The sequence below is a fragment of the Paenibacillus sp. OK060 genome, assembly GCF_900101205.1.
Taxonomy (GTDB): domain Bacteria; phylum Bacillota; class Bacilli; order Paenibacillales; family Paenibacillaceae; genus Paenibacillus; species Paenibacillus marchantiae.
Map to the genome: position 1 here is coordinate 508,290 of NZ_FNFR01000001.1, position 21,416 is coordinate 529,705.

28 protein-coding genes are annotated in these 21,416 nt (G+C 40.0%); 27 read left to right on the plus strand and 1 reads right to left on the minus strand.

The window, feature by feature from the left end:
• The first annotated feature begins 67 nt into the window (after window positions 1-67).
• A complete protein-coding gene (locus tag BLS14_RS02350; protein WP_090949245.1) occupies window positions 68-535 on the plus strand; it encodes a hypothetical protein in 468 nt (155 codons plus the stop codon).
• Between the two features lie 7 nt (window positions 536-542).
• Window positions 543-1,001 (plus strand): GNAT family N-acetyltransferase, encoded by a 459-nt coding sequence (locus BLS14_RS02355; protein ID WP_371121223.1) that lies wholly within the window; start codon window positions 543-545, stop codon window positions 999-1,001.
• A gap of 19 nt (window positions 1,002-1,020) precedes the next feature.
• Here the strand turns inward: BLS14_RS02355 and BLS14_RS32985 are convergent, their stop codons facing one another.
• Window positions 1,021-1,188 carry an EamA family transporter gene (locus BLS14_RS32985; RefSeq protein WP_256336124.1) on the minus strand — a complete coding sequence of 56 codons (168 nt, stop codon included), beginning with the start codon at window positions 1,186-1,188 and terminating at the stop codon, window positions 1,021-1,023.
• Between the two features lie 496 nt (window positions 1,189-1,684).
• Here BLS14_RS32985 and BLS14_RS02365 point away from each other — a divergent pair, with 496 nt between their 5' ends.
• From BLS14_RS02365 to BLS14_RS02485, 25 genes are all read left to right on the plus strand, one after another.
• Window positions 1,685-2,224, plus strand: coding sequence for a GNAT family N-acetyltransferase (locus tag BLS14_RS02365; protein ID WP_090949249.1), 540 nt, complete (start codon window positions 1,685-1,687; stop codon window positions 2,222-2,224).
• A gap of 216 nt (window positions 2,225-2,440) precedes the next feature.
• On the plus strand, window positions 2,441-3,004 hold the full coding sequence (locus BLS14_RS02370) for a GNAT family N-acetyltransferase (protein ID WP_072732477.1): 564 nt from the start codon (window positions 2,441-2,443) through the stop codon (window positions 3,002-3,004).
• Between the two features lie 53 nt (window positions 3,005-3,057).
• Window positions 3,058-3,534: a GNAT family N-acetyltransferase gene (locus BLS14_RS02375; protein WP_064638954.1), complete on the plus strand. Its 477-nt coding sequence runs from the start codon at window positions 3,058-3,060 to the stop codon at window positions 3,532-3,534.
• Between the two features lie 169 nt (window positions 3,535-3,703).
• Window positions 3,704-4,639 carry a cysteine synthase A gene (gene cysK, locus BLS14_RS02380; protein ID WP_090949251.1) on the plus strand — a complete coding sequence of 312 codons (936 nt, stop codon included), beginning with the start codon at window positions 3,704-3,706 and terminating at the stop codon, window positions 4,637-4,639.
• A gap of 133 nt (window positions 4,640-4,772) precedes the next feature.
• Window positions 4,773-5,240 (plus strand): hypothetical protein, encoded by a 468-nt coding sequence (locus BLS14_RS02385; protein ID WP_090949253.1) that lies wholly within the window; start codon window positions 4,773-4,775, stop codon window positions 5,238-5,240.
• A gap of 92 nt (window positions 5,241-5,332) precedes the next feature.
• On the plus strand, window positions 5,333-6,391 hold the full coding sequence (locus tag BLS14_RS02390) for an alpha/beta hydrolase (RefSeq protein ID WP_090949256.1): 1,059 nt from the start codon (window positions 5,333-5,335) through the stop codon (window positions 6,389-6,391).
• 80 nt (window positions 6,392-6,471) lie between these two features.
• Window positions 6,472-7,413, plus strand: a complete 942-nt coding sequence (locus BLS14_RS02395) for a GNAT family N-acetyltransferase (RefSeq protein ID WP_090949258.1) — start codon at window positions 6,472-6,474, stop codon at window positions 7,411-7,413.
• A gap of 282 nt (window positions 7,414-7,695) precedes the next feature.
• On the plus strand, window positions 7,696-8,217 hold the full coding sequence (locus BLS14_RS02400; RefSeq protein WP_090949261.1) for a DinB family protein: 522 nt from the start codon (window positions 7,696-7,698) through the stop codon (window positions 8,215-8,217).
• Between the two features lie 140 nt (window positions 8,218-8,357).
• On the plus strand, window positions 8,358-8,804 hold the full coding sequence (locus BLS14_RS02405) for a hypothetical protein (RefSeq protein WP_090949264.1): 447 nt from the start codon (window positions 8,358-8,360) through the stop codon (window positions 8,802-8,804).
• Between the two features lie 157 nt (window positions 8,805-8,961).
• A complete protein-coding gene (locus BLS14_RS02410) occupies window positions 8,962-9,819 on the plus strand; it encodes an MBL fold metallo-hydrolase (RefSeq protein ID WP_090949266.1) in 858 nt (285 codons plus the stop codon).
• A gap of 266 nt (window positions 9,820-10,085) precedes the next feature.
• Window positions 10,086-10,727: a FusB/FusC family EF-G-binding protein gene (locus BLS14_RS02415; RefSeq protein ID WP_090949268.1), complete on the plus strand. Its 642-nt coding sequence runs from the start codon at window positions 10,086-10,088 to the stop codon at window positions 10,725-10,727.
• A 147-nt stretch (window positions 10,728-10,874) separates the two neighbouring features.
• Window positions 10,875-11,378, plus strand: coding sequence for a DUF1648 domain-containing protein (locus tag BLS14_RS02420; RefSeq protein ID WP_063563296.1), 504 nt, complete (start codon window positions 10,875-10,877; stop codon window positions 11,376-11,378).
• Between the two features lie 65 nt (window positions 11,379-11,443).
• Complete coding sequence (locus tag BLS14_RS02425) at window positions 11,444-11,887, plus strand: GNAT family N-acetyltransferase (protein WP_072732484.1); 444 nt, start codon at window positions 11,444-11,446, stop codon at window positions 11,885-11,887.
• Between the two features lie 53 nt (window positions 11,888-11,940).
• Window positions 11,941-12,576, plus strand: a complete 636-nt coding sequence (locus BLS14_RS02430) for a hypothetical protein (RefSeq protein ID WP_090949271.1) — start codon at window positions 11,941-11,943, stop codon at window positions 12,574-12,576.
• A gap of 38 nt (window positions 12,577-12,614) precedes the next feature.
• A complete protein-coding gene (locus BLS14_RS02435) occupies window positions 12,615-13,106 on the plus strand; it encodes a GNAT family N-acetyltransferase (protein ID WP_090805594.1) in 492 nt (163 codons plus the stop codon).
• On the plus strand, window positions 13,107-13,619 hold the full coding sequence (locus BLS14_RS02440; protein ID WP_090949273.1) for a DUF6886 family protein: 513 nt from the start codon (window positions 13,107-13,109) through the stop codon (window positions 13,617-13,619).
• Window positions 13,620-13,734: 115 nt separating this feature from the next.
• A complete protein-coding gene (locus BLS14_RS02445) occupies window positions 13,735-14,175 on the plus strand; it encodes a GyrI-like domain-containing protein (protein ID WP_256336125.1) in 441 nt (146 codons plus the stop codon).
• Between the two features lie 102 nt (window positions 14,176-14,277).
• Window positions 14,278-14,748, plus strand: a complete 471-nt coding sequence (locus tag BLS14_RS02450; protein ID WP_090949275.1) for a hypothetical protein — start codon at window positions 14,278-14,280, stop codon at window positions 14,746-14,748.
• 119 nt (window positions 14,749-14,867) lie between these two features.
• Window positions 14,868-15,416, plus strand: coding sequence for a glutathione peroxidase (locus BLS14_RS02455; RefSeq protein WP_090949278.1), 549 nt, complete (start codon window positions 14,868-14,870; stop codon window positions 15,414-15,416).
• A 158-nt stretch (window positions 15,417-15,574) separates the two neighbouring features.
• Entirely contained in the window at window positions 15,575-16,435 is an 861-nt protein-coding gene (locus tag BLS14_RS02460; protein ID WP_090949281.1) for an AraC family transcriptional regulator, read from the plus strand.
• A gap of 55 nt (window positions 16,436-16,490) precedes the next feature.
• Window positions 16,491-17,261 carry an acyl-[acyl-carrier-protein] thioesterase gene (locus BLS14_RS02465; protein ID WP_090949284.1) on the plus strand — a complete coding sequence of 257 codons (771 nt, stop codon included), beginning with the start codon at window positions 16,491-16,493 and terminating at the stop codon, window positions 17,259-17,261.
• Between the two features lie 181 nt (window positions 17,262-17,442).
• Window positions 17,443-17,688, plus strand: coding sequence for a hypothetical protein (locus BLS14_RS02470; RefSeq protein WP_063563304.1), 246 nt, complete (start codon window positions 17,443-17,445; stop codon window positions 17,686-17,688).
• A gap of 173 nt (window positions 17,689-17,861) precedes the next feature.
• Window positions 17,862-18,464, plus strand: coding sequence for a nitroreductase family protein (locus tag BLS14_RS02475; protein WP_063563305.1), 603 nt, complete (start codon window positions 17,862-17,864; stop codon window positions 18,462-18,464).
• 148 nt (window positions 18,465-18,612) lie between these two features.
• Complete coding sequence (locus tag BLS14_RS02480) at window positions 18,613-20,244, plus strand: S-layer homology domain-containing protein (RefSeq protein WP_256336126.1); 1,632 nt, start codon at window positions 18,613-18,615, stop codon at window positions 20,242-20,244.
• Window positions 20,245-20,442: 198 nt separating this feature from the next.
• A complete protein-coding gene (locus BLS14_RS02485) occupies window positions 20,443-21,372 on the plus strand; it encodes an NAD(P)/FAD-dependent oxidoreductase (protein WP_090949287.1) in 930 nt (309 codons plus the stop codon).
• The last annotated feature ends 44 nt before the right edge of the window (window positions 21,373-21,416 follow it).

Below are 21,416 nucleotides of genomic sequence, written 5' to 3' on the forward strand. Positions count from 1 at the left end.
TATAGAAGTAATTATGGGAAAGATGATTCAGCTTGAATCAAGCTGTGGTCGTTAGAGGTGAAGTAGTATGAAAAAGCGTTATTTAATACTTGGTTTATGTATTGCTATTGTTGTTTTCATTGTTTCTTTAACTGAAGCAAGAGAGGAAATCACTATATCAATTAAGCCTGACGAAGTTGTTAATGCTGAAATATATAATTTTGTTTTACCTTCTAATGAAGGTGATCTCCAAATGATTAATGTAACTGAGACAAAAGATATCGCCCACGTATTAACCAACTTAAGTGAAATAAAGCCGAAGGACAAAGGATTATCTTTGGATGGAGATTATTCCATTATATTTAATAAGAATGATGGCTCCAAACTTGTATATATGTATGAGCAAGGAACACTCACAACTTCCACCGGATTTAAAGGTAGAATAACCAGTGACAACATCATTAACAGGCTGTGGGCCAGCCTTGATTATCCTGTTCAAAATGTAACTAAAAATGAACTTCCATCGGATCTTAAAAAAACGAAACGGAACGAGTGATATTATTGTGATCAGATTAATACCTACTACAAGAGAGAACTGGAAAGATGCATTAAACTTACAAGTTCAAGCCAATCAAAATCATTATGTTCCATCAGTAGCCGAGTCCCTAGCGAAGGTGCACATTCGTCCAGATGGGGATGAGTACAAGTATCTACCATTTTGCATATATAACACGGAGGATAGCTTAGTTGGTTTTGTCATGATCACAGTCGATGAAACAACAGCTTGGTCCTATTGGTTGAATGGTTTTATGATCGATGTAAGCTATCAAGCTAAAGGATATGGAAGAGCAACGATAGATGCAGTAATTAGCTATATAAAAGAGAACTATGTCCATAGCAAGTGTTTGAATTTAACGGTATGTGCAGAGAATGAAGTTGCCAGAAAGCTTTATGATAAAATGGGTTTTTCAGAGACCGGAGACGTATATGATAATGAAATTGTATATCGATTCGTTTTTTAAAAAGCATTTTAACTTACTCCTACTTCTGCTTAACCAGTACAACACCGATGATGATGACCACAAGCCCAATCCACGTTTTCCAAGAAGGAACTTCCTTCATGAACCAGTATCCCATCCATATGGAGATGAGCACTTCTATGCATTTGGCAATGACCAGGACATAGCCCAGTTGACTGACAGCTTTCATTCCAAACTTGACGCCGTATCCTACGCTCAGATTAGCGGCTAGAAATAAAGGCAGCATCCAAAGATGGAATTTAAATGTGGACAAGAACTGAGTGTCAATATGCTTGCTTTGATATGAAAAAATAATGTTGATACAGGCTAAGCCAGCAAACATGAGCACAAAGCTGATAAGGTACAGCATAACATCACTCCCAAGGATAAGTAGTATGATTAATGTTTCCTCGAACCAAAAAATTTATCCATGGGCATGAAATGCTGTTAGCGAAGATGTGGGTTCCAGCTAAACCGATGATAGTGAGGATGTTTCGACGGGTCAATGATTCTGAAAATCAGACTGTAAACAGGCGATATTCGTTATGTTCAGTCAAGTGATCTGGAAAACATTTCAATGATGAATTTTACATAAAAGCAATGTAGAATTCATTAAAATCCACACGTCCTTTTATATACTTAGTTTGTTTGACTCAGCGAACTAAAAGGACTAGGTGGTCGTTTAAATGTTAAAAAAACGAGACTTTCACGAATGCCACTCACTGTATGATTTGATGGTGGACACCGCTGTTTTTCCATACGTTCGTCATAAGTGCCGATCTTATGAGGAATATTTATTTGCAACCAAACAGGTGATTGATGAAGAAGAGCAAAACACATGTATTTCCAGAACGATCCTTAATGAGCTGGGACATCCCATCGGAACCATTGATTTATATCACATGGAACATAAGACAGGTTTTCTTGCGACATGGATTGGAGCCCCTTATTTCGGAAAAGGTTACAATCAACGAGCAAAGGAAGCCTTTTTCGCTGAGTTGTTTCTTCAACGTGAAATTGAAACAGTATTTCTTAAAATTCGAAAACAAAACATTCGATCCAAGAAAGCGGTTGGGAAATTGCCTTATGTCAAATTAGCCACTGATATATACCACGAAGTGTATAAGTTGATAAACAATACGGAACAAATTTATGATTTGTATTACGTGAATTGTTCTGACTTTATGGCAAGTGAAGAGATGAAGCATGTGGTTGCTACGTATTAACTAAAAACGTCTTTCGATATCTATTCAAACGAAATCCCGCCAGGTTTGTCCTGTCGGGATTATTATTATTTTCTTTGACAGTCCATAATTTTGTGGATAGGAAACAATAAGTAAGGATGCAGGAATATGGAAATTAAGGTCGAAAGAAGAGATATAAGCAAGAATTCAATAACCTTATAAACAAGTCGCAAAGTATATTATTTCTGGGGTGAAGTAATGGAGATCAAAAAAATACAGAATCTATCCAATGATGATTGGCTTCAACTTGGAAGCTTTGGATATAAATCAACTCAAAAATATGAGCTTACCAAACAGGAGACACAAGGTTCCTTTAGTATGCTTTTAACGTTAATAAATCTAGATGACATCTACGAAAAAGAAGAATTGAACAGTACAGATGATTTGGAACGATATGAAGAAATCATACAACTGGGATTTTCTTATGGAATATATATAGATGGGAAAATCATAGCGCTCGCAATTTGTGAACCACAAACTTGGAATAATACGCTGATGATATGGCATCTTCAGGTTAATGAAAAATACATAAGAAAAGGATATGGAAGATTGTTGATCAATAAAGTGAATGAGATTGCCCAGGAACAAGGCTTCAGAGCGATCACGTTAGAAACCCAGAATACGAACGTTCCAGCCATTCATTTTTACATGCAATGTGGTTATCAAATTGAAGGAATTGATGTATCACTATATTCAAATAATCATAGCCAAAACGAAGAAATAGCTTTGTATATGAGAAAGAAGATCAAACAGAGTATCTAGGTATTATCTTGAAACCGCTTAAATCTATGATGTTTGGTGAGGAGAGAGTCTGCATGATAACGCTCAGAAAAATAACACTGGATAACCGACGTTCTATATTTAACCTGGAAGTTTCAGAAGAGCAGCGACAATATGTTGCATCAAACCTTTCAAGTGTTGCATCGTGTTATATTCTTGCAACCAATGGCGGCTCACCGTTTCCACTTGCCATTTACGCAGATGAGCAGCCTGTAGGTTTTGTAATGATAACTTACGGAATCACGGGTTATGATCTTCCTGTGATTGCTGACAATAGCTATTGTATTTTGCGACTGATGATTGACAAGCAGCACCAAAGCATGGGCTATGGCCGGGAAGCATTAAAGAAAATATTGGAGTTTATTCGAACTTTCCCAGCTGGACCTGCACGTTATTGTTGGATTCCATATAGTCCTGATAACTTGGCTGCCAAAAAGGTATATGAGAGCTTTGGATTCCATGAAAATGGTGAAGTGTGCCATGACGAGCTCATAACAGTATTGGAACTTTGAATTCTATTTTTAGAGGGGGACTTTATAACAAAGATTCACGCTCAATCTAATAGCTTTTGCTTTCCTATGTCGTAAAATAGAAGTTCAATAGTTGTATTATTTTACCATACATGATAACGTGACATAAAACCAACTATTTTAGTTGGAAATGTATTTTGGAGGTATGATCATGACTAATATCGCAAAGAATCTCACAGATCTGATTGGAAATACACCGCTATTGGAGCTTTCTAATTTTGCGAGAAAGTATCAAGTTGAGGCGAAAATCATTGCTAAATTGGAATACTTTAATCCAACAGGTAGTGTAAAAGATAGAATCGGATATGGAATGATAAAAGACGCTGAACAGAAGGGGTTAATTAACCAAAATTCAGTGATAATAGAACCGACGAGCGGAAATACAGGTGTAGGACTTGCTTTTGCAGCTGCAGCATTAGGATACAGATTAATCATAACACTACCTGAGAGTTTCAGTGTAGAACGTAGGAAGCTGTTGATCGCTCTGGGAGCAGAACTAGTTCTTACACCTGCCACAGAAGGAATGTCTGGAGCCATCAAAAAGGCTGAAGAAATTGCGGCTACAATCCCTAATTCATTTATACCTCAACAGTTTAAAAATCCAGCAAATCCACAAGTACATAAGGTAACAACCGCAGAGGAGATTTGGAGAGATACCGAAGGCAAAGTGGATATTTTTATTGGTGGTGTTGGTACAGGCGGAACCATATCTGGAGTTGGCGAAGCACTTAAACAAAGAAAAGAAAATGTGGAAATTATAGCTGTAGAGCCTTCGGATTCCCCGGTGCTTTCTGGAGGAACTAAAGGAGTGCATACCATTCAAGGAATTGGTGCCGGTTTTGTTCCCGACAATTTTAATAGATCTGTAGTTGATGAGATCGTACAGGTGAGAAATGAAGATGCATTTGAAACAGCTCGTTTTTTAGCTAAATCCGAAGGATTATTAGTCGGTATTTCGTCTGGTGCTGCTGCATATGCAGCAGTGCAAATGGCAAAAAGGCCAGAGAATAAAAATAAAAGTATAGTTGTACTATTCCCGGATACAGGGGAACGATATTTATCAACAGACCTTTATCCAGAAGCATAAGGTGAAAATATTAAGCTGCCCTCGCCGCTTAAAAGCATCGTTGCCGTTTCTTTGAAGAATAAACTGGTGAGGGCATGGATTCACAAACGTAATACGCAACCTCGGAAATCGATAAGTTTTGGAGGTAGTTTCGGTGACGAAAAAGCGGAAAATAGTAGTTGTTTTATTATCCATTGTATCTGGAATCATTGGTGTATATTTAATATTGAATCAATATATAGTGCTTGACCGAACGAGTCAAGAATTAGGCAATTATGATTTCGTTTCATCCCAAGCTGATGTGGAGGTTTTAGTTGAAGGAACAGGTAAACAAAATATACTAGGAGACAGAGTCTCTACTAAGATAAAAATTGTAAACATCTTATTTAACAATACCTCCAGTAATCTTGTTGAGGGAAATGAAATTGAAGCTAATGAGTATTTAGTAGTGCATCATAATATACAAGTGAGTGGACTGCAATGGACCCCAGGAAGAAGTATCTTCAGTATGGGCACAAGCTACAAACGATTGAAGAAAGGTGAACAAAAAACAATTCACTTAAAACTTAATAAAGAAACAAATCAATTTTGGATAATGCCTAAAGAGCTGGTTATACAGTGAACGGAAGGCTAATCAATGAAGTTATGGCAGCGTATATTCAATTCAATCTACATGCGTTGTAGTGACGAAAAAATAGTATAAGGGTGAACGCGATGACTGTTGGAAGAAAGGTTTTTGTTTTAAAGGAAAAATCACGTATTGATCCGATAAGTAATGAAACCAGAGAAGTGCTCATTAGTATATACTATCCTTCCAATCCAGTGGAGCATGAGTCGAAGTATATTTCGTTATTTGAACCTAATATCTCTTCCGCTGTTGATATGCTCTCAAGTATGGGAGTGGATAGGAATTATATTTGTAATCTGGATACAAAAATACATAATGATGAGAGTGTTGATATTACGGCTAAAAACTGTCCCATTATTTTTGTAGCCCCGGCTTTTGGTGTAGTTAGAGATATGTATTCCTTTTGTGTAGAACATTTAGTGGGGTGCGGATTTGTTGTCATTACTATAGGAGCCACTCATGAATCTATATTTTCCATTTTTCCTGACAGACGTTTTGTCCAGCAATCCAATGTGATATCTGAAATAGACAGCTTAGATATTCATTCTTGGAAACAATTATTGAAGCTTAGAGTAGAAGATATGAGTTTGGTTATGAAAAACGTAGATAAGGTCTTGGATTCAGATAAGGATCTTAGGGCCATAGTCGATGTGAATGAAATGGGGATCATTGGTCATTCATTAGGTGGGGCTGCTGCTTATGAATTGCTTAAAAGAGAAAAGAGAATTAAGGCTAGCATTCTATTAGATCCTAGTTTCCATTTAATGACGACGAAAAAGGAAGAGGGAGTATCTGTTCCGTTATTGGTAGCTCGGCAAGAGAAATGCTCGTTTGAAGAACTGGAAAATGAAATCTCTCCAGACCTATTACCTTTGTTACTGAGTGGGTATGAGTCTTTGTTTAACTCGAGTGATCAGAATAGTTCATTTATTAAATTAAACGGTGCTCATCATATGACTTTTAGCGATATCCCGATACATTACAACGAAGATGGGATAGAACACAAGCATTCCACTATTAATAAGTATATCTCTGCTTTCCTTGAGAAACATTTAAAGAAGGAAGAAAGTAAATTTCATGAGCTGCTGAAAAATAAGATTAATGATGGAATCGATCAAGTAAATAGTAAAGGACATGTTATTTAATGAGGGGGACTAGAAATGTTTAGATAACACACGCCTTAAATATTTTATAGGTAGTTAGCATTGATGAGGAGGAATGACGCATGGAATTAAATAATTGGTCTGAGGAACTTAATTCTTATGATTTATCAAATGAGTATTCCATTCAAAAGGCTGAGCCCGAAGAATGGGGACTGTATTGTTCAGTCTATTATAATATGGCCTATACTGGATTTTTTAGAGAGGAAGGCTACTTCAATGTTTCGCGGAATAACTCTTTTTGGATTTATAAAGGAGAGTCAAAAATCGGTGGGGTAAGGATGGGACCCAATACGTTATATCATCTATTCTTTATGCCCCCATTCAATGATTCATTTGAGGTACTGAAACTTCTTAAAAGAATACTAATAAAATGGTCTGATGCAACGCAACGTATCAAGATATATGAAATTCTCCCCGATCAAGTACATTTATTTACGAGGGCTGGATTCTGGCCAGATGAGTTCAGATGTCGCTGGATGCAGCGCCCGACAGATCATTTCAATGTGCATTGGGATCATGATTTTATAGTTAAGAGCCCCGAAATTATCGAGAATGAAACAGGTGCTAAGCAATACATTAATGAAGATGAAATCGCTCAGTGTGACTTTGACAGCTTTGTAGGAGGTTTTGAAGCCTTACGCAGAAAGAAAACATCCCTTGAAGACTTTATCCCGAACGAAGAAATCTATTTTACCAATGAGAACCTAACTCAAGCTTCTACGCTTGTATATGATAAGGTTACTGGACAGCTCATAGCCAACTGTCGCCTATGTTTGCAGGATAATCAAGCAGCAGTATATAGCATCGGAGTCAACTCTGCTTACAGAGGAAAAGGACTTGCTACACGCATGCTGCAAAGAGCACTGACTTCTCTTAAAGACAAGTATCCAGTTCTAAGGTTATATGTCATGGAAGGCAATGATGCCGAATCAGTTTATTTTAATCTTGGATTTGTTCCTGGCGTTCAAGAGATACAAACGATGTATGTTCCAGTACATGAGTAGTCACAGTTAAATTAATCAACTATTAACCCGAGTGGATCTTTTGGAATGGGGCAGCATCGCTGTTTCTAATCTCTCGGGTTTCTGTTGCTTGAGGAAAGGATGGTTATTATTGGGACTATATTAATGTTGGTAGTGTCTTTGTTTTTTGGTATTTTTGTTGTGAAAATCGGAATGGATAATTCCAAGAGTAATCAGTACACCAAAGAAATATTGCAAGAATTAAGAGAAATCAAGGAGATTCTAAGGGAAGAACGATGAAGACAACCTCAAGGAGGCGTTAGGGTGCTTTATGATTTAAAAGGCGAAGCCAATATGTCACCTGTTGTTGGGTTGTTATTTGCTGCGGTTATAGAAAACAGCCAACGACTCCAACGAATCACGGAAGGTATGTCGCAAGAAGAAATAGATTATAAAGGACCTAATAACAACTTCAATAGTACCGCTCAATTAATAAAACATATCACCTACGTCGATCTGAATTGGGCTTATCGAATAAAGGGATTACCACTTCCTCAAAACTTAAAAGAGCAACATGGCCCTATGATTGATGAAAATGGCAGTCTTCCGATGGTTCAAGGAATATCTTTGAGTACACTTATGTCGACATATGAAGGTGTCATAACCATGTTGAAGGACGCGTGTACACAATTAACGGATGATGATCTAGCGAGGATTGTCACTTTTGGGCATGAAAATGAGAAGCAAGCAACCGTACGCTGGGGTATGTGGCATATCGCTGACCACAGTCGTTATCATCAAGCTAACATTAATCAACTTCGAAGATGGTATCAAGAAGCTTACTAAAGAATGATGAGAAAGCGGTATTCGTATTGCATTTGCCTTTGAACAGCTAACAGCTCATAGAAAAAGCCGAACTTATAACATTGGAAGAGCGTCTAATATATAGCATCGTTAAAATTTCGGTTATTAGGAGCTATTCAATAATGAAGAAAATAAGTACTTATATTATAGTTTTATTAACATTGAGTTTAATCATTCTTGGTTCTAAATTTGTTGAATCTCAAAATCAAAGAAAAGAGCTTCAGAATTCTATTGATAATTCATTCAGATATGAAATAAGTAATGTTCAGCACAGCTTTAGTATGGTTCTTAATGATTATACGTATAGATCAATGATATCAAGTGTGTCTAATGCAGCTGCGATATCGGAACTAACTTCTTTTGAGAAACTGAATGATGATTTAGATATTAGTTTGTACCAATTATATATCTCACTTAGAGAGGAAAGATCCAAAGACAAAGTCTTATTACGAATAGAAGAACTTAGAGAAATATTTAGTATGTTGGTCAGGGATCCGATAAACCATGAGGCAACAGACAGAATAATTCAGATCAACAATGATACATTTTTTAATACAAAAGAAGAATGAGCACCCGGTGAGATGAGGAACATTCAGTTCATGTGAAAAACAAAGGAGGTGATTCCATTGGTAAACAAATAAAATGAGAAAATCTAAATGTTGATTTAAAAAAGCATGCAGATTTTCTCTCTTATGGATCAAGAATTTATTATAGAGGAGAATGAACATGCTAAAACAAATAAGTGAATCCATCTATTATCTATCTAACCAAAATGATAAAGAAAGACCAACATTGGGGTTAGTTTGCGGTGATAAATACAGCCTCGTCGTTGACGCTGGAAATTCGGTTCAACATGCAAAGGATTTCTTACATGAAATAGAGAAGTTAAACGTTCCGCCCGTTAAATATGTGGTCATTACTCATGCCCATTGGGATCATTTTTTAGGAATGAATGAATATGGAGCTACGATTATTATGAATAGTCTAACTAGCCAAAAGATGAATGATTGGAGGAACTATTCTTATGATGATCGCTCTCTACAGGAGTATGTGGATTCCAAGAAGATGACTTCACATTGTATGGAGACGATACAAAATGAAATACCGGAGAGAGACACATTTCAGTTATGTCCTCCGGATATTATTTTTGAAAAGTCTCTCCATCTGGACTTGGGCAATAAAGTTTGTGTGCTTGAAACCATTCGTAGCACCCATACCAATGATTCAACAGTCGTGTATATTCCGGATGAAAAGGTCATTTTTCTGGGCGATAGTGCTTACAATACAACTACCAATTCGTTATATCATATTAAGCAAGACAAGTTATTGCCTATGATTGAGGACATTCAGCAATATGATGCCGTTCATTTCTTGCTTGGTCATGAGTCGATCTGTGACGTGGAGGAGATGGATACGTTTTGGAGAGAGCTCATCTCAGCCAATGATGTTGTGAAATCCACATCATTAGAGGAAGCAATCGAGCGTTTTGAAGCAGCCAATAATCGAACAGCCAATGACAATGAGCTTTTCTTCTTACAAGGATTCGTGAATGATCAGATATTACAATCAAAAGCAACGGAATAAAAGAAGATCCATGAAAATCCATTTCAATTGATCCATGTGAAGTTCTCTGATATACTTTTCGCATGATATTTGATTGGGGGTTACTCAGATGGCAATGCTGAATTGCTCGTTAGCTAGAAATAACTCATGCAAAGCCTGATCGGGGGCGATACTTTGCGTGGGGCGCGATAGCTTAGATTCTTTCGCCCATACTTAATTTTATCGTTTCTAATAACAGGCTTTGCCCTTATTGATTTTTTTCTATGAAAAATAAGGAGCTGAAAGCTATGAGTACACCATTTATTAGAAACCACCAATATAATTTGATTAAAAAACAAGCGGAATTTGTTCGCAAAACCGTGCAATCCGCCGCGGATCGCAGGGTCCTGGAGACTGTTAGATACAGTGCTGCAACAAACATCGTTGAAGCATTTACGGATCTGACAGAGAACCAGCAGCAAATGCTGGAGCAAATCTCGTCGCTGGAGACAACAGACGATTTTCAATGGTATATGAAAGCATTGGAACCATATCTGGAGTTGTATCCATCGATTACGTTGAAACAAATTCAGAAGTTATTTCCGAAGAACAAAAAGATGAAAATGCCTGATCTACCATCCATTGATTTTCGATATGTAACGTACCTGAGCTGGGTAGATATTGCGACGAACAAATTATTCGTTGTATATCCGTTCGAAGGACAGTTTATCGGTATTGAGGGAAGAATAACGCCGACACACAAGAAGGGGTACTGCCTATTCTGTAATCGGCATCAAGAGCTTGCATTCTTCACGGTCAAGACCAAGAACGCTTTACCGGATAATTATTCTGCGATTGGTCAATACGTATGCATGGAGAACCAAGGATGTAATCACAGCATTACCAATACAGAATCGCTGGAGAAGTTCATTCTCTCCGTTCGTAAATAAGGTTATATTAAGTAAAGGCTGCCTGCAAAGGCGGCCTTTTTTGCTTATGCTTTCATTCCTCAAGGATACTCAGAAATCATTGGAAAAAGAGGTTGATAATTGTTAACATGTAATCATACGGTGTGTAAATGGAGAAGAGGTAGGAAATTGGAAATCAAAGATCGTCCGAAGATAACAATCCCAAAAACGTTACTGGAAAAAACTTTAGATATCACAACCATCATTTTATTTATTATTGGCATTATATACTGCTTGCAACAATGGATGACCTTACCGGATCAGATACCGATTCATTTTAATATGAAGGGGGAGCCTGATGGCTGGGGAGGAAAGTGGGGAGTATGGCTGCCCTTAGTCATTGGGCTTATTTTATGGATTGGACTTTCGCAACTGGAGAAGTATCCTCATACGTATAATTACCTCAATTTGAATATGGAGAATGCGGAGAGACAATATAAAAATGCACGGCTCATGATTAATCTGATGAAGACGGAGATATCCATATTTTTTATTTATATCAGTTGGATGATTATTGAGTTTTCAAGTGCGGATAAAGTCACTCATCATAATTGGTTGCCCGTTGTCATATTCATTATCGTTTTATTTAGTTCCATAGGTTTCTTTATATACAGATCATTTAAACTCAAATAACGTTGGAGCTAGGGTCTTATTGAAGAAGTGAAGACAAATACTATGAAATCGTGAGGATCTGAAAAATGAATAACCCTGCTGTTAACGATGAATTGAAAATTGTATTTGAAGATCATGAACAGGATTACCATGCTGTATGTAGCAATCTGTATCAATACAATCTAAGAGAAACAAAGGGTTTGTTAAAAAAACCTGGAAAAAGCATCAATTTGTTTCTAAGGGATAAGACTGGCAAAGCAGTAGGTGGGATCTTCTGTGCTACGTACTGCTATACTTTATATATTGATAACTTTTGGATTGATGAAGAATACAGAGAAAATGGGTATGGGAAATCATTAATCATGCAAGCAGAAAGCATTGCTGTTAGTGAGGGCTGCAAACTTTCACATACAAGTACATTTTCTTATCAGTCTCCTGAATTTTACAAGAAGATGGGTTATGAAGTGTTTGGAATGATAGATGAATACCCGGAAGGAATTATTCAGTACTTCCTGAAGAAAAGATTATAGACTTACATAGGAATCTCAAAAATATCATATAACATATATAAAGGAGAAATGATATGACGGTCGTTGGAATATTGGGGACAATTCATAATCAAGAATTAAGAGAAAAATATAATAGTTCTCTTACCTTGTATGAGGATCTGATTACAGAATTCAACCCGGATATTATCTGCGGTGAAGTGCATCCCCAGAGTTGGATGAAGTATATCAAGGATAAACAGGATAAGGGATATTGGGGGGAGCCAGCCAGTGAGTATTGGGAGCTTATCTTTCCATTATGCGAAGAACGGAATATAGAGTTTGTGCCTATTGACTGGTTTGAGTTAGATGTCTGGAATGATTTTGATCCATTTAACGGCTTCTTAGAAGAGCAGCGTAAAGCGTTGGAGAAGATCGATGATGAATGGTTTGCTAAACAAATGAATACACATGACGTTGGAACGATTCCCTTTAATTCGGTTGCGTTTGATACTATGACCAAACAAAAATATGAATGGTTGGATCAGATTAATCCAAAAGCAAATAACTTTAGATGGATCGTACGAAATCAGATCATGATTCAACGTGTGAAGAACACGTATCATTCGAATCCGGGTAAGAAAATTTTATGTGTTGTGGGAGCAGATCATAATTATATTTTCAAAGAGGAATTAATTAATGAACCTATTGAATTGGTATATCCATTACGATAGTTCAATTAATAGACTATAACCTTCAGGAGGTTTATTCCATGATCAGATTGTGCAACAGTATGGACGCAGATGCAATGGTTGAGATCATTAATGATGCAGCAAAGGCATACCAGGGTGTAATTCCTGAGGATCGCTATCATGAACCCTATATGCCATTGCAAGAATTGAATCAGGAAATCCGTGATGGCGTCGTATTCTGGGGCTTTGAAGAAAATAATAGATTATGGGGCGTTATGGGAATTCAGGATAAAGGTGATGTTGCTTTAATCAGGCACGCATATGTAAGAACTCACCAACGGGGGAGCGGAATAGGCACAAAACTGTTGGCTCATCTGGTGGCATCAACCGACAAACCGATATTAATAGGAACCTGGGATTCCGCAGAATGGGCTATAAAATTCTATTTGAAAAATGGTTTTACCCTAGTTTCATCGGATGAGAAGAAGCAGTTATTAACTCGATACTGGAACGTCCCCGAAAGACAAATCGAAACCTCTGTTGTTTTATGTGACGGGAAGTGGGGCGCCTGAATGCTTTATCATTTTAGCGAGGTTTCAGATATCCAAGTTTTTATTCCAAGAGAGAAACAAAACAGAGCTGAATTTCCAGCAGTGGTGTGGGCTATTGATGAAGAGCATGAATATTCATATTACTTTCCAAGAGATTGTCCAAGAATCATTTGTAAAAAGACTGACACGATAAGTGATGAGAATAATGAGAAGTTTTTTAAACATTCTAATGCGGATATCATCGTTACGGTTGAAAGTTCATGGTATCCGAGGATTATGAATCAGGTTATATACAGGTACCACTTCGATGACACCAATTTTGAACTCTTTGATCCAACGGCGGGCTACTATATTTCTTATCAGGTTACAAAGCCTCTACATATAGACCGCATGGAGGGTTTAATAGAGAGATTATTTGAAAAAGGAATCGAACTCAGATTTACTCCAAATCTGTATCCACTGAGAGAGGCGATACTGACATCGGATTTTAAAGAATTTGGAATACATAGATTCAATAACGCAACGAAAGTATAGAGCGATTACTTTTCGCTATGATGTGAAGGTACGAAATCATAAGGCGCTTACGACATGTTGTAAAAGGATGGGGATCATATATGGAAGCTAAAGTTGTAAATTTGCCCGCTTTCAGGTGGTAGGGTACAAAATTGAAGCCACGGTTGCCGTGTTTGAGTCGGGTCTTGGAAAGATCCATCATGAACAACTGGTCAATAGAAAAGATGAGATTCAGCATCGGAAAAATGATAATGTCATGTTGATGCAGATTTATCCTATGGACGCAAATTTTAATCCCAAGGAGGATGTGTTTACACATCTGATTGGTCATGAGGTGCTCGCAGACAGCGCTGCCCCACCTGACATGATTCTTCACGCATTCAAGGAAAGCCAGTATGTGACTTGCACACACAAAGGGCTTGAATCGGAGCTTGATGCTACATATGATTATTTATACGCTCAATGGATTGGTGAAACGGGATATGAACTGAAGGACTATGATTTTGAAATTTGGGATGAACGATATCAACCTGATCATCCCGATAATGAGATTGATTTGTTCGCAGCGTTGCAGTAGTTACCTTATCCAGGTTTTAAAATCAAAGAAGTCCCTAAGTAAATATTTGTTAACGTGAATGTCAAGATTTTGATTCGCCTTTTAAACTGGAGGATGACTCTTTTGAAAGTATTGATTTGTGTTCTTATGTTATTTTTAGGTATTTCAGTATTCTTCCCGACATTTTTTCCTTGTTGGCTTTTTATGCGATTGATGGGAGTTGTGATGGGAATATTATCTCTAGGTTTGGGACTATTTCATAATATGAACAAATTAAAAAATGTCTTTAAGCGCATATCCTCCAAGTTTTTTTGTGTCATTACCGGTATAGGATTAATATTGTTTTTTTTACCGGGAGTTATATCTGGTGTTCGGGATATAGGTCCATATCTCTCCAAAGAATACGTGAAAATAACAGGCATTCCAAACTCTATAACATCCATGGGTAGGAAGTGGAGGGAGCAAACTATTGAAATTAATCAGATTGAATTGAACAATACACACGATATAGCTTGGCAGGAGCGAGATAAAAAATTGGAGATAATGTTTTTGCCCAGATCAAAGTATGTCATAAGTATTAAAGTCATTGAATAAGTCGAAGGTACCCCGAGCAATAAAATGACAATTTAGCTATACCTTTATTCTATTTCGTATATAATAGAAATTCATATGAGTCTGTATAACTACATAACATCGCGAGGTGCACCAATCTTATGCCAACTATCTATGACTTTAGCGTAACCAAAACGAGTGGAGAACGTTTCCCACTCTATCAATACGAAGGAAAACCTGTACTGATCGTAAATACAGCGAGCAAGTGCAAGTACACACATCAGTTCGACGACATGCAGAAGCTTTATGACCGATATAAAGAGCAAGGGCTTCAGATCATTGGTTTCCCGTGTAATCAGTTTGCGGAGCAAGAACCGGGAAGCAGCGAAGAGGCGGAGACCTTTTGTCAGATTAACTATGGTGTGAAATTCCCCATGTTCTCCAAGATGGATGTCAATGGAGAAGCGGCGCATCCGCTGTATGACTTTTTGAAAAAGTCGGGACCTTTTGCAGGCTTTGATGAGTCAGATGTGCAAGCGAAACTGCTAAAGCTGATGGTGGCGGACAAAGCACCGGAATGGTTGCATGGTGATGCGATCAAGTGGAACTTTACGAAGTTTCTGATTGATGCCGAAGGGCATGTGGTTAAACGTTTTGAACCTGTTGATTCGATTGACGAGATCCAGGCGAGTATTGAACAGCTACTGTAATTTATCTTTCACATTCCTAAAGGGCCATGACACGTACCGTGCAAACAAGCGGATATGTGCATGGTCTTCTATATTTCAAAGTCTGTCCAGTACTATCCGACATGATGTGAAACGGGTAAAATGGTAAGAAACCTCTCCAGAACAGGAGGTACTTGAACGTGCCAAGTGTAATGCAATTTAGTGGTCCATTGGAATATAGCTATCGCTCCACCAGCACGTACGACCCTGGAGCATCGGACGGATTTCATTCGCATCCACAATATGAGGTGTACTATTTTCATGATGGCGAATGTACCTATCTGATTGGAGATCGAGTCTACAACCTTGAACCGGGTGACCTGGTCCTGATGCATGGCATGACCCTTCATCGGCCACATCCAATGCCAGGCAAACCTTATGTGCGAACGACGCTGCACTTTGATCCCTCGGCCATCCGCAGCAGTCTGCACCCGGACCGGGTGAGCGAAGTGTTAAAGCCGTTCGAAGAACTGAGAAACTGCCGGATCAATCTGACAGGCAATATTCGCTCCGAATTCGAAGCCTTGCTGTTGAGTCTGCATCAGCTTACCGTGAATCCGGGGGATTTCAAAGAGGAACGCATGAACGTTCGTTTATGTGACCTGCTGTATGTTATAGCTGGAATCTGCCGAGGCAGGGTCGAGGACCACCTTCCCTCTTCCGAGAAGGAGCGGCATGTACAGCATATCATTGCTTATGTCGAAACTCATTATATGGAGGACATTGGGCTGGATGATCTGGCAAGTGAGCTTCATCTGTCCAAGCCTTATCTGGCCGGATTGTTTAAAGAAATGACGGGTAGTACCATATTTAAATATGTGTATGACCGTCGCATTAATCAGGCCAAGCTGTTATTCCAGTTCCAGCCGGATATCAGTGTGACAGAGGCCAGCCGGTTGGCCGGGTTCAAACGTTTATCCCATTTCAGTCGAATGTTCAAACAAAGTGTAGGGTGTGCACCTGATCTGTACCGTAGTCGATTACATCGATCGTTTGATTAATGTAGCGTTACGGATCAAAAATTTTACATGCTGCACAGCCTGAGGAGGTTACTGAATGCAATCAGAACAACCATTCAAGCTTAATTACCGAATTGGATCAGCCGATGCCGATTACAGATCACAATGTCGTCCATCTGCTTTACTGGAGCATATGCAGTTGGCAGCAGACCGCGATTTAGCAGGTATGGGAGTTACCGTATCGCAGATGCTGGATCAGGGATTGGGTTGGATGCTATTAACGACAGATGTCACGATCATACGCCCAGCCCGATTGGAAGAAGAAGTATCCTTGCAGACGTGGCATAAAGAAAATAAAGGTGTGACATGGTTAAGGGATTATATCCTTACAGATCGAGAGGGAACACATCTGGCTGAGGCTCGTACAGCTTGGGCGTTGGTCGATCTGAAGAGACGCAGAGTCGTCAGACCATCAGCTTTACCTTTTGAAGTGAAATCGCATCCTGAGTTATCCTTAGGTGAAGCCCCTGCTAAAGTGACGGTCCCTTCTGAACTCAGCTTGCAGGAACAATATCGTTTAACTGTACAATACAGCAGCACAGACAGTAATGGGCATATGAACAACGCCCGGTATGCAGACGTCTGTTGTGATGCATTAACACTGGATGAACTGGCTGCAGGTATGATCCGTCTGCAAATTTCATATCATCGTGAGATTCGTATGCAGGAGTTAATGATTGTTGAGCGTTCAGAGGTTACAGAGGGAGCTGTGTGGGTTCGAGGAAGATTGGCTGAAGAGAATGAGAGCATTATTTTTGAAGCCAAATTAAGTCTCGGAGACTCAACTGACTCGCCCAGCAATCAATAAAATGGAACTGAATACAAGTAGATGAAGTCAACCAGTCCGTTCTGGTTGGCTTTTTTCTATTTTTACCTCCTGATGCAGACATGGAATGCACCGGTTACGTTCATCTCATAATTCGCTCGTGTTTAGAAGCCAGACAGAAAAGGTAAAAGAAGGGTAAATGAAAACTGAGGAGGAATCACGAATGAAACAGCACACACCGGATCAAAATAACAAGGATGCACATAAGGATCGTTCCCATGATAATCCGGAGCAGTATCCGACAGAGCAGGAAAGTTTGCTTGACCGGCATGAAGAAGAGCAGACGGTGGACCCCATTCCAATGGAAGATCTGAATATGGAGAAGCAGGAAGAGAAGAATAAGGATCAGACCAAAAGCAATTCGTCATCGGAAGAGAAATATCGAGCAGATTATCGTGAGTCGCAGTGATCAGAATCAATTCAATTGCTGTTAAAAATGAGTACTTAATTCCCCCTATTCAAGAGGAAATGACTAAATGTACATTTAGTGAAAATAAAATAGTTTGTTGACTAATGTATGTTACTATATTATAGTTACTATGTTGGCAATTTAGGAAATACCATTTTGGGAGGCGAATATTTATGTCTAAATCTTTCTTTGAAGCGTTGAAAAACAGAAGATCTTATTATGGAATCAGCAAGGAATCCACAATCTCGGATGCTAAAATCCAGGAAATCGTGGAAGAAGCGGTAAAATACACTCCGACTTCATTCAACTCACAAACATCTCGTGCCGTAGTATTGCTCGGTGAACAACACGATAAACTGTGGAATCACACGGAAGAAATTTTGCGTGAAGTGGTTGGCAATGCAGAAGCTTTCCAATCTACAGCTGAAAAAATGGCTGGATTCCGCAGCGGATATGGTACAGTACTCTTTTTCGAAGACAACAATGTGATTGCGCAGCTACAACAAAATTTTGCAGCTTATGCGGATAACTTCCCCATCTGGGCGAACCAATCTAACGGTATGTTGCAACTGGTGATCTGGACTGCTTTGGAACAAGAGGGTCTGGGCGCTTCCCTGCAGCACTATAACCCGCTGATTGATGAGAAAGTCAAACAGGAATGGAACATTCCGGAGAACTGGAGACTGATCGCTCAAATGCCATTCGGCAAACCAACAGCAACACCAGGCGAGAAAGAATTCCAACCGATTGAACAACGTGTAAAAGTACACAAGTAAGACTTTTACCTGGATCGAAAGTCGACCTTAATTGAAAAGATTGAGGTGCCTCGTTTCAGCGAATTTCCCATTATTTAACCACATACGGCCTCGCTTCAATTTGATACGATGATGTAGATCGTACTCCAATGAAGCGAGGCTTTTTGATGTGAATAATAGAATATACAAACGTACCCGCCGAAAGCTATGGAATGCTATTTTGTGCGGCGTACTGGCGATAGGATCAATCACCATCGGTGAATCCACAGCTCAGGCAGCATCGGCTCAGCAGGTGTTTAAGGATACAACCTCCAGTTATGCCAAGGATGCCATTGCACATCTGGTAAAGGCGGGAATTGCTGCCGGAACCTCCGAGAATACGTTTGAACCCAAAAAGGCAGTCACTCGTGCTGAATTTGCAACATTTGCCGTGAGACTGCTAGGTTTGAAGCCCGTTAAAAACAATATTAATCCCTATAACGATGTCAGCATGAACGCTTGGTATTACGGCAACGTTGCAGCCATGACCAATCTTTCCATTCTTGAGGGCAAGAGTCAGGGCGTGTTCCAGCCAAACGCCTCCATTACTCGGGAAGAAGCGGCTGCACTGCTGGTGAGGATGCTGAAACAATCTTCCAAATCAACGAACCTTCTTTCATCCACATATGACGATGCAACTGAGATATCTGACTGGGCACGTCCTTATGTGCAGACCGTATATCAGCTTGGATTGATGCGCGGCAGTGATGGCAAGTTTCGCCCGCATGACCAAGTGACTAGAGAAGAGGCAGCAGTGATGCTGGATGCCATTTTGCAAAAGAAAACCTGGTCAGATCAGCTGAAAGGCGAGGATCAGCTCGGTATTCAGTTGGGATGGCAATATAACGCCTCTACTGCTGAGTTCAAGAAACAGATCGAACAATCGGAAGCCAACACGCTGGTTCCCCGTTGGTTCTTCCTGAATAGCAGCATGAAAGTCACGGATCTCACGGACACATCGTTATTATCCTGGGCATCTGCTACAGACAGGCAGGTATGGCCGTTGCTTGGCAATCGTTCGAACCCGGACCTTACCCACCAGATGTTATCGAGCTCAGCCAACCGGGCGTCGGTGATCTCACAGGTCACCTCTTTGGTGAAAACATATAAACTGGATGGCATTAACGTGGATTTCGAGAACGTACTGCCAGCTGATCGCGAAGGAATGACCGCATTTATTACCTCGCTGACAACGGCTTTGCACGCTCTGGGCGCTGTTGTGTCTGTAGATGTATCACCCGATCTGGGGACAGATTGGACCGATGCATTTGATTATGCGCAATTAGGCGCTGTATCGGATTACATGGTACTGATGGGATATGAGGAACATTGGAACGGCGATCCGCAAGCAGGGTCTGTGGCATCTCTTCCTTGGGTTGAAAGGGCTTTGGATACGATGCTCGCTGAGGTCGTTCGCGCCAAAACAATTCTGGCTCTACCCTTATATACACGGGATTGGTCTTCCGTTAATCCGGCAGCCAGTTCATGGGATATCACCCTGGCAGAACAGGGAACTCGTGCACGAGCTTCAGGTTCCGTGAGACGATGGGATGCAGATCTGGTCCAATATGTCATCGGCTATAACAGTAACGGTTCGCCGAGATATATATGGGCAGAGGACAGTCGTTCATTATCGGCGAAAGTAATGATGAGCGGAGAGCGTAATATTGCCGGATTGGCCTACTGGTATATGGGCGGAGAGACGGCAGATGTATGGAATGCCATTTCGAACGCTTCACGATTTGAATCATACATTTTCTAAATTCCCGAAATTATAATTCTTTCTTAAACCAACCCAAACACACCGTTATTCAGACGGATGGTTTGGGTTATTTTATTTTGGTAAAAGCTAAGTTGTAATGAATCACGTTTGATTTTGGTTGAACGGTGTAAATGGATAGAAGGATAGTGAACTGTCCAATAACATATAAGAGATAGAAGCATAGGAGGGAGATGGAGCATGCGAGAGTATGATTGCATCATAGTAGGTGGAGGACTCGCAGGACTTCAGGCAGCCATTCAGATGGGGCGTTACTCTTCCCACCGGGTATTGGTGGTGGACGCAGGAGAAGGCAGATCAACGTTATGCCGAACCTATCATAATATTCTCGGTTTCCCCGATGGAGTATCTGGTGAAGAGCTGCGCTCCAAAGGCAGAATGCAGGCAGAGCAGACAGGAGTAGTTTTTGAAAAAGACCGTATCATTAAGGCAGGACGCCGGGGAGAACAAATTCAATTGTTCGGCTCTTCCGGCTCTGAATATATGGCAAAAACAGTCTTACTGGCAACCGGACTAACGGACAGAATACCCGCTATTCCGGGATTAAGGCCTACGTTGGGACGAACAGTATATGTGTGCCCGGATTGCGATGGATATGAGATTCAGGATCAGCGCACGATATTGCTTGGTTCAGGCGAAGCCGGTGCAAACATGGCTATGGTTTTGATTCAACGTACCAATGAGTTGTTGTACATCAACCATGAGCAGTCGCCAATCTCTGCTGAGCTTCATCGAAGCATGAAAGAGGCAGGAGTTCGTTACCTTGAGGCGGCCGTCCAAGAAGTGCAACAGATGGAGGATGGCCATATTACGGGTGTGCTGACGGAAGATGGACAGATATATGAGTCGGAGCGTGGATTTGTCGCGTTTGGAGGCAATCGTGTGCATTATGAACTGGCAGAGCAGCTTGGAGCCGTCATCGCGGATAATAAACACGTGGAAGCTAACCCGCGCAGCATGCAGGCCGCGCCTAATGTATGGATTGCCGGGGATCTGGGTCTGCACGCGGAACAAGCTACGGTTGCCATGGGCGAAGGTTCAATTGCAGCGATCTGGATTCACAAGGCATTGCAACAGATGGAAAAGGAAAATAAGGTGAAGCAGATTTAAACGCAAATTAAAAAGCCGATTAAAATGCAGATGGAGAACAGCCC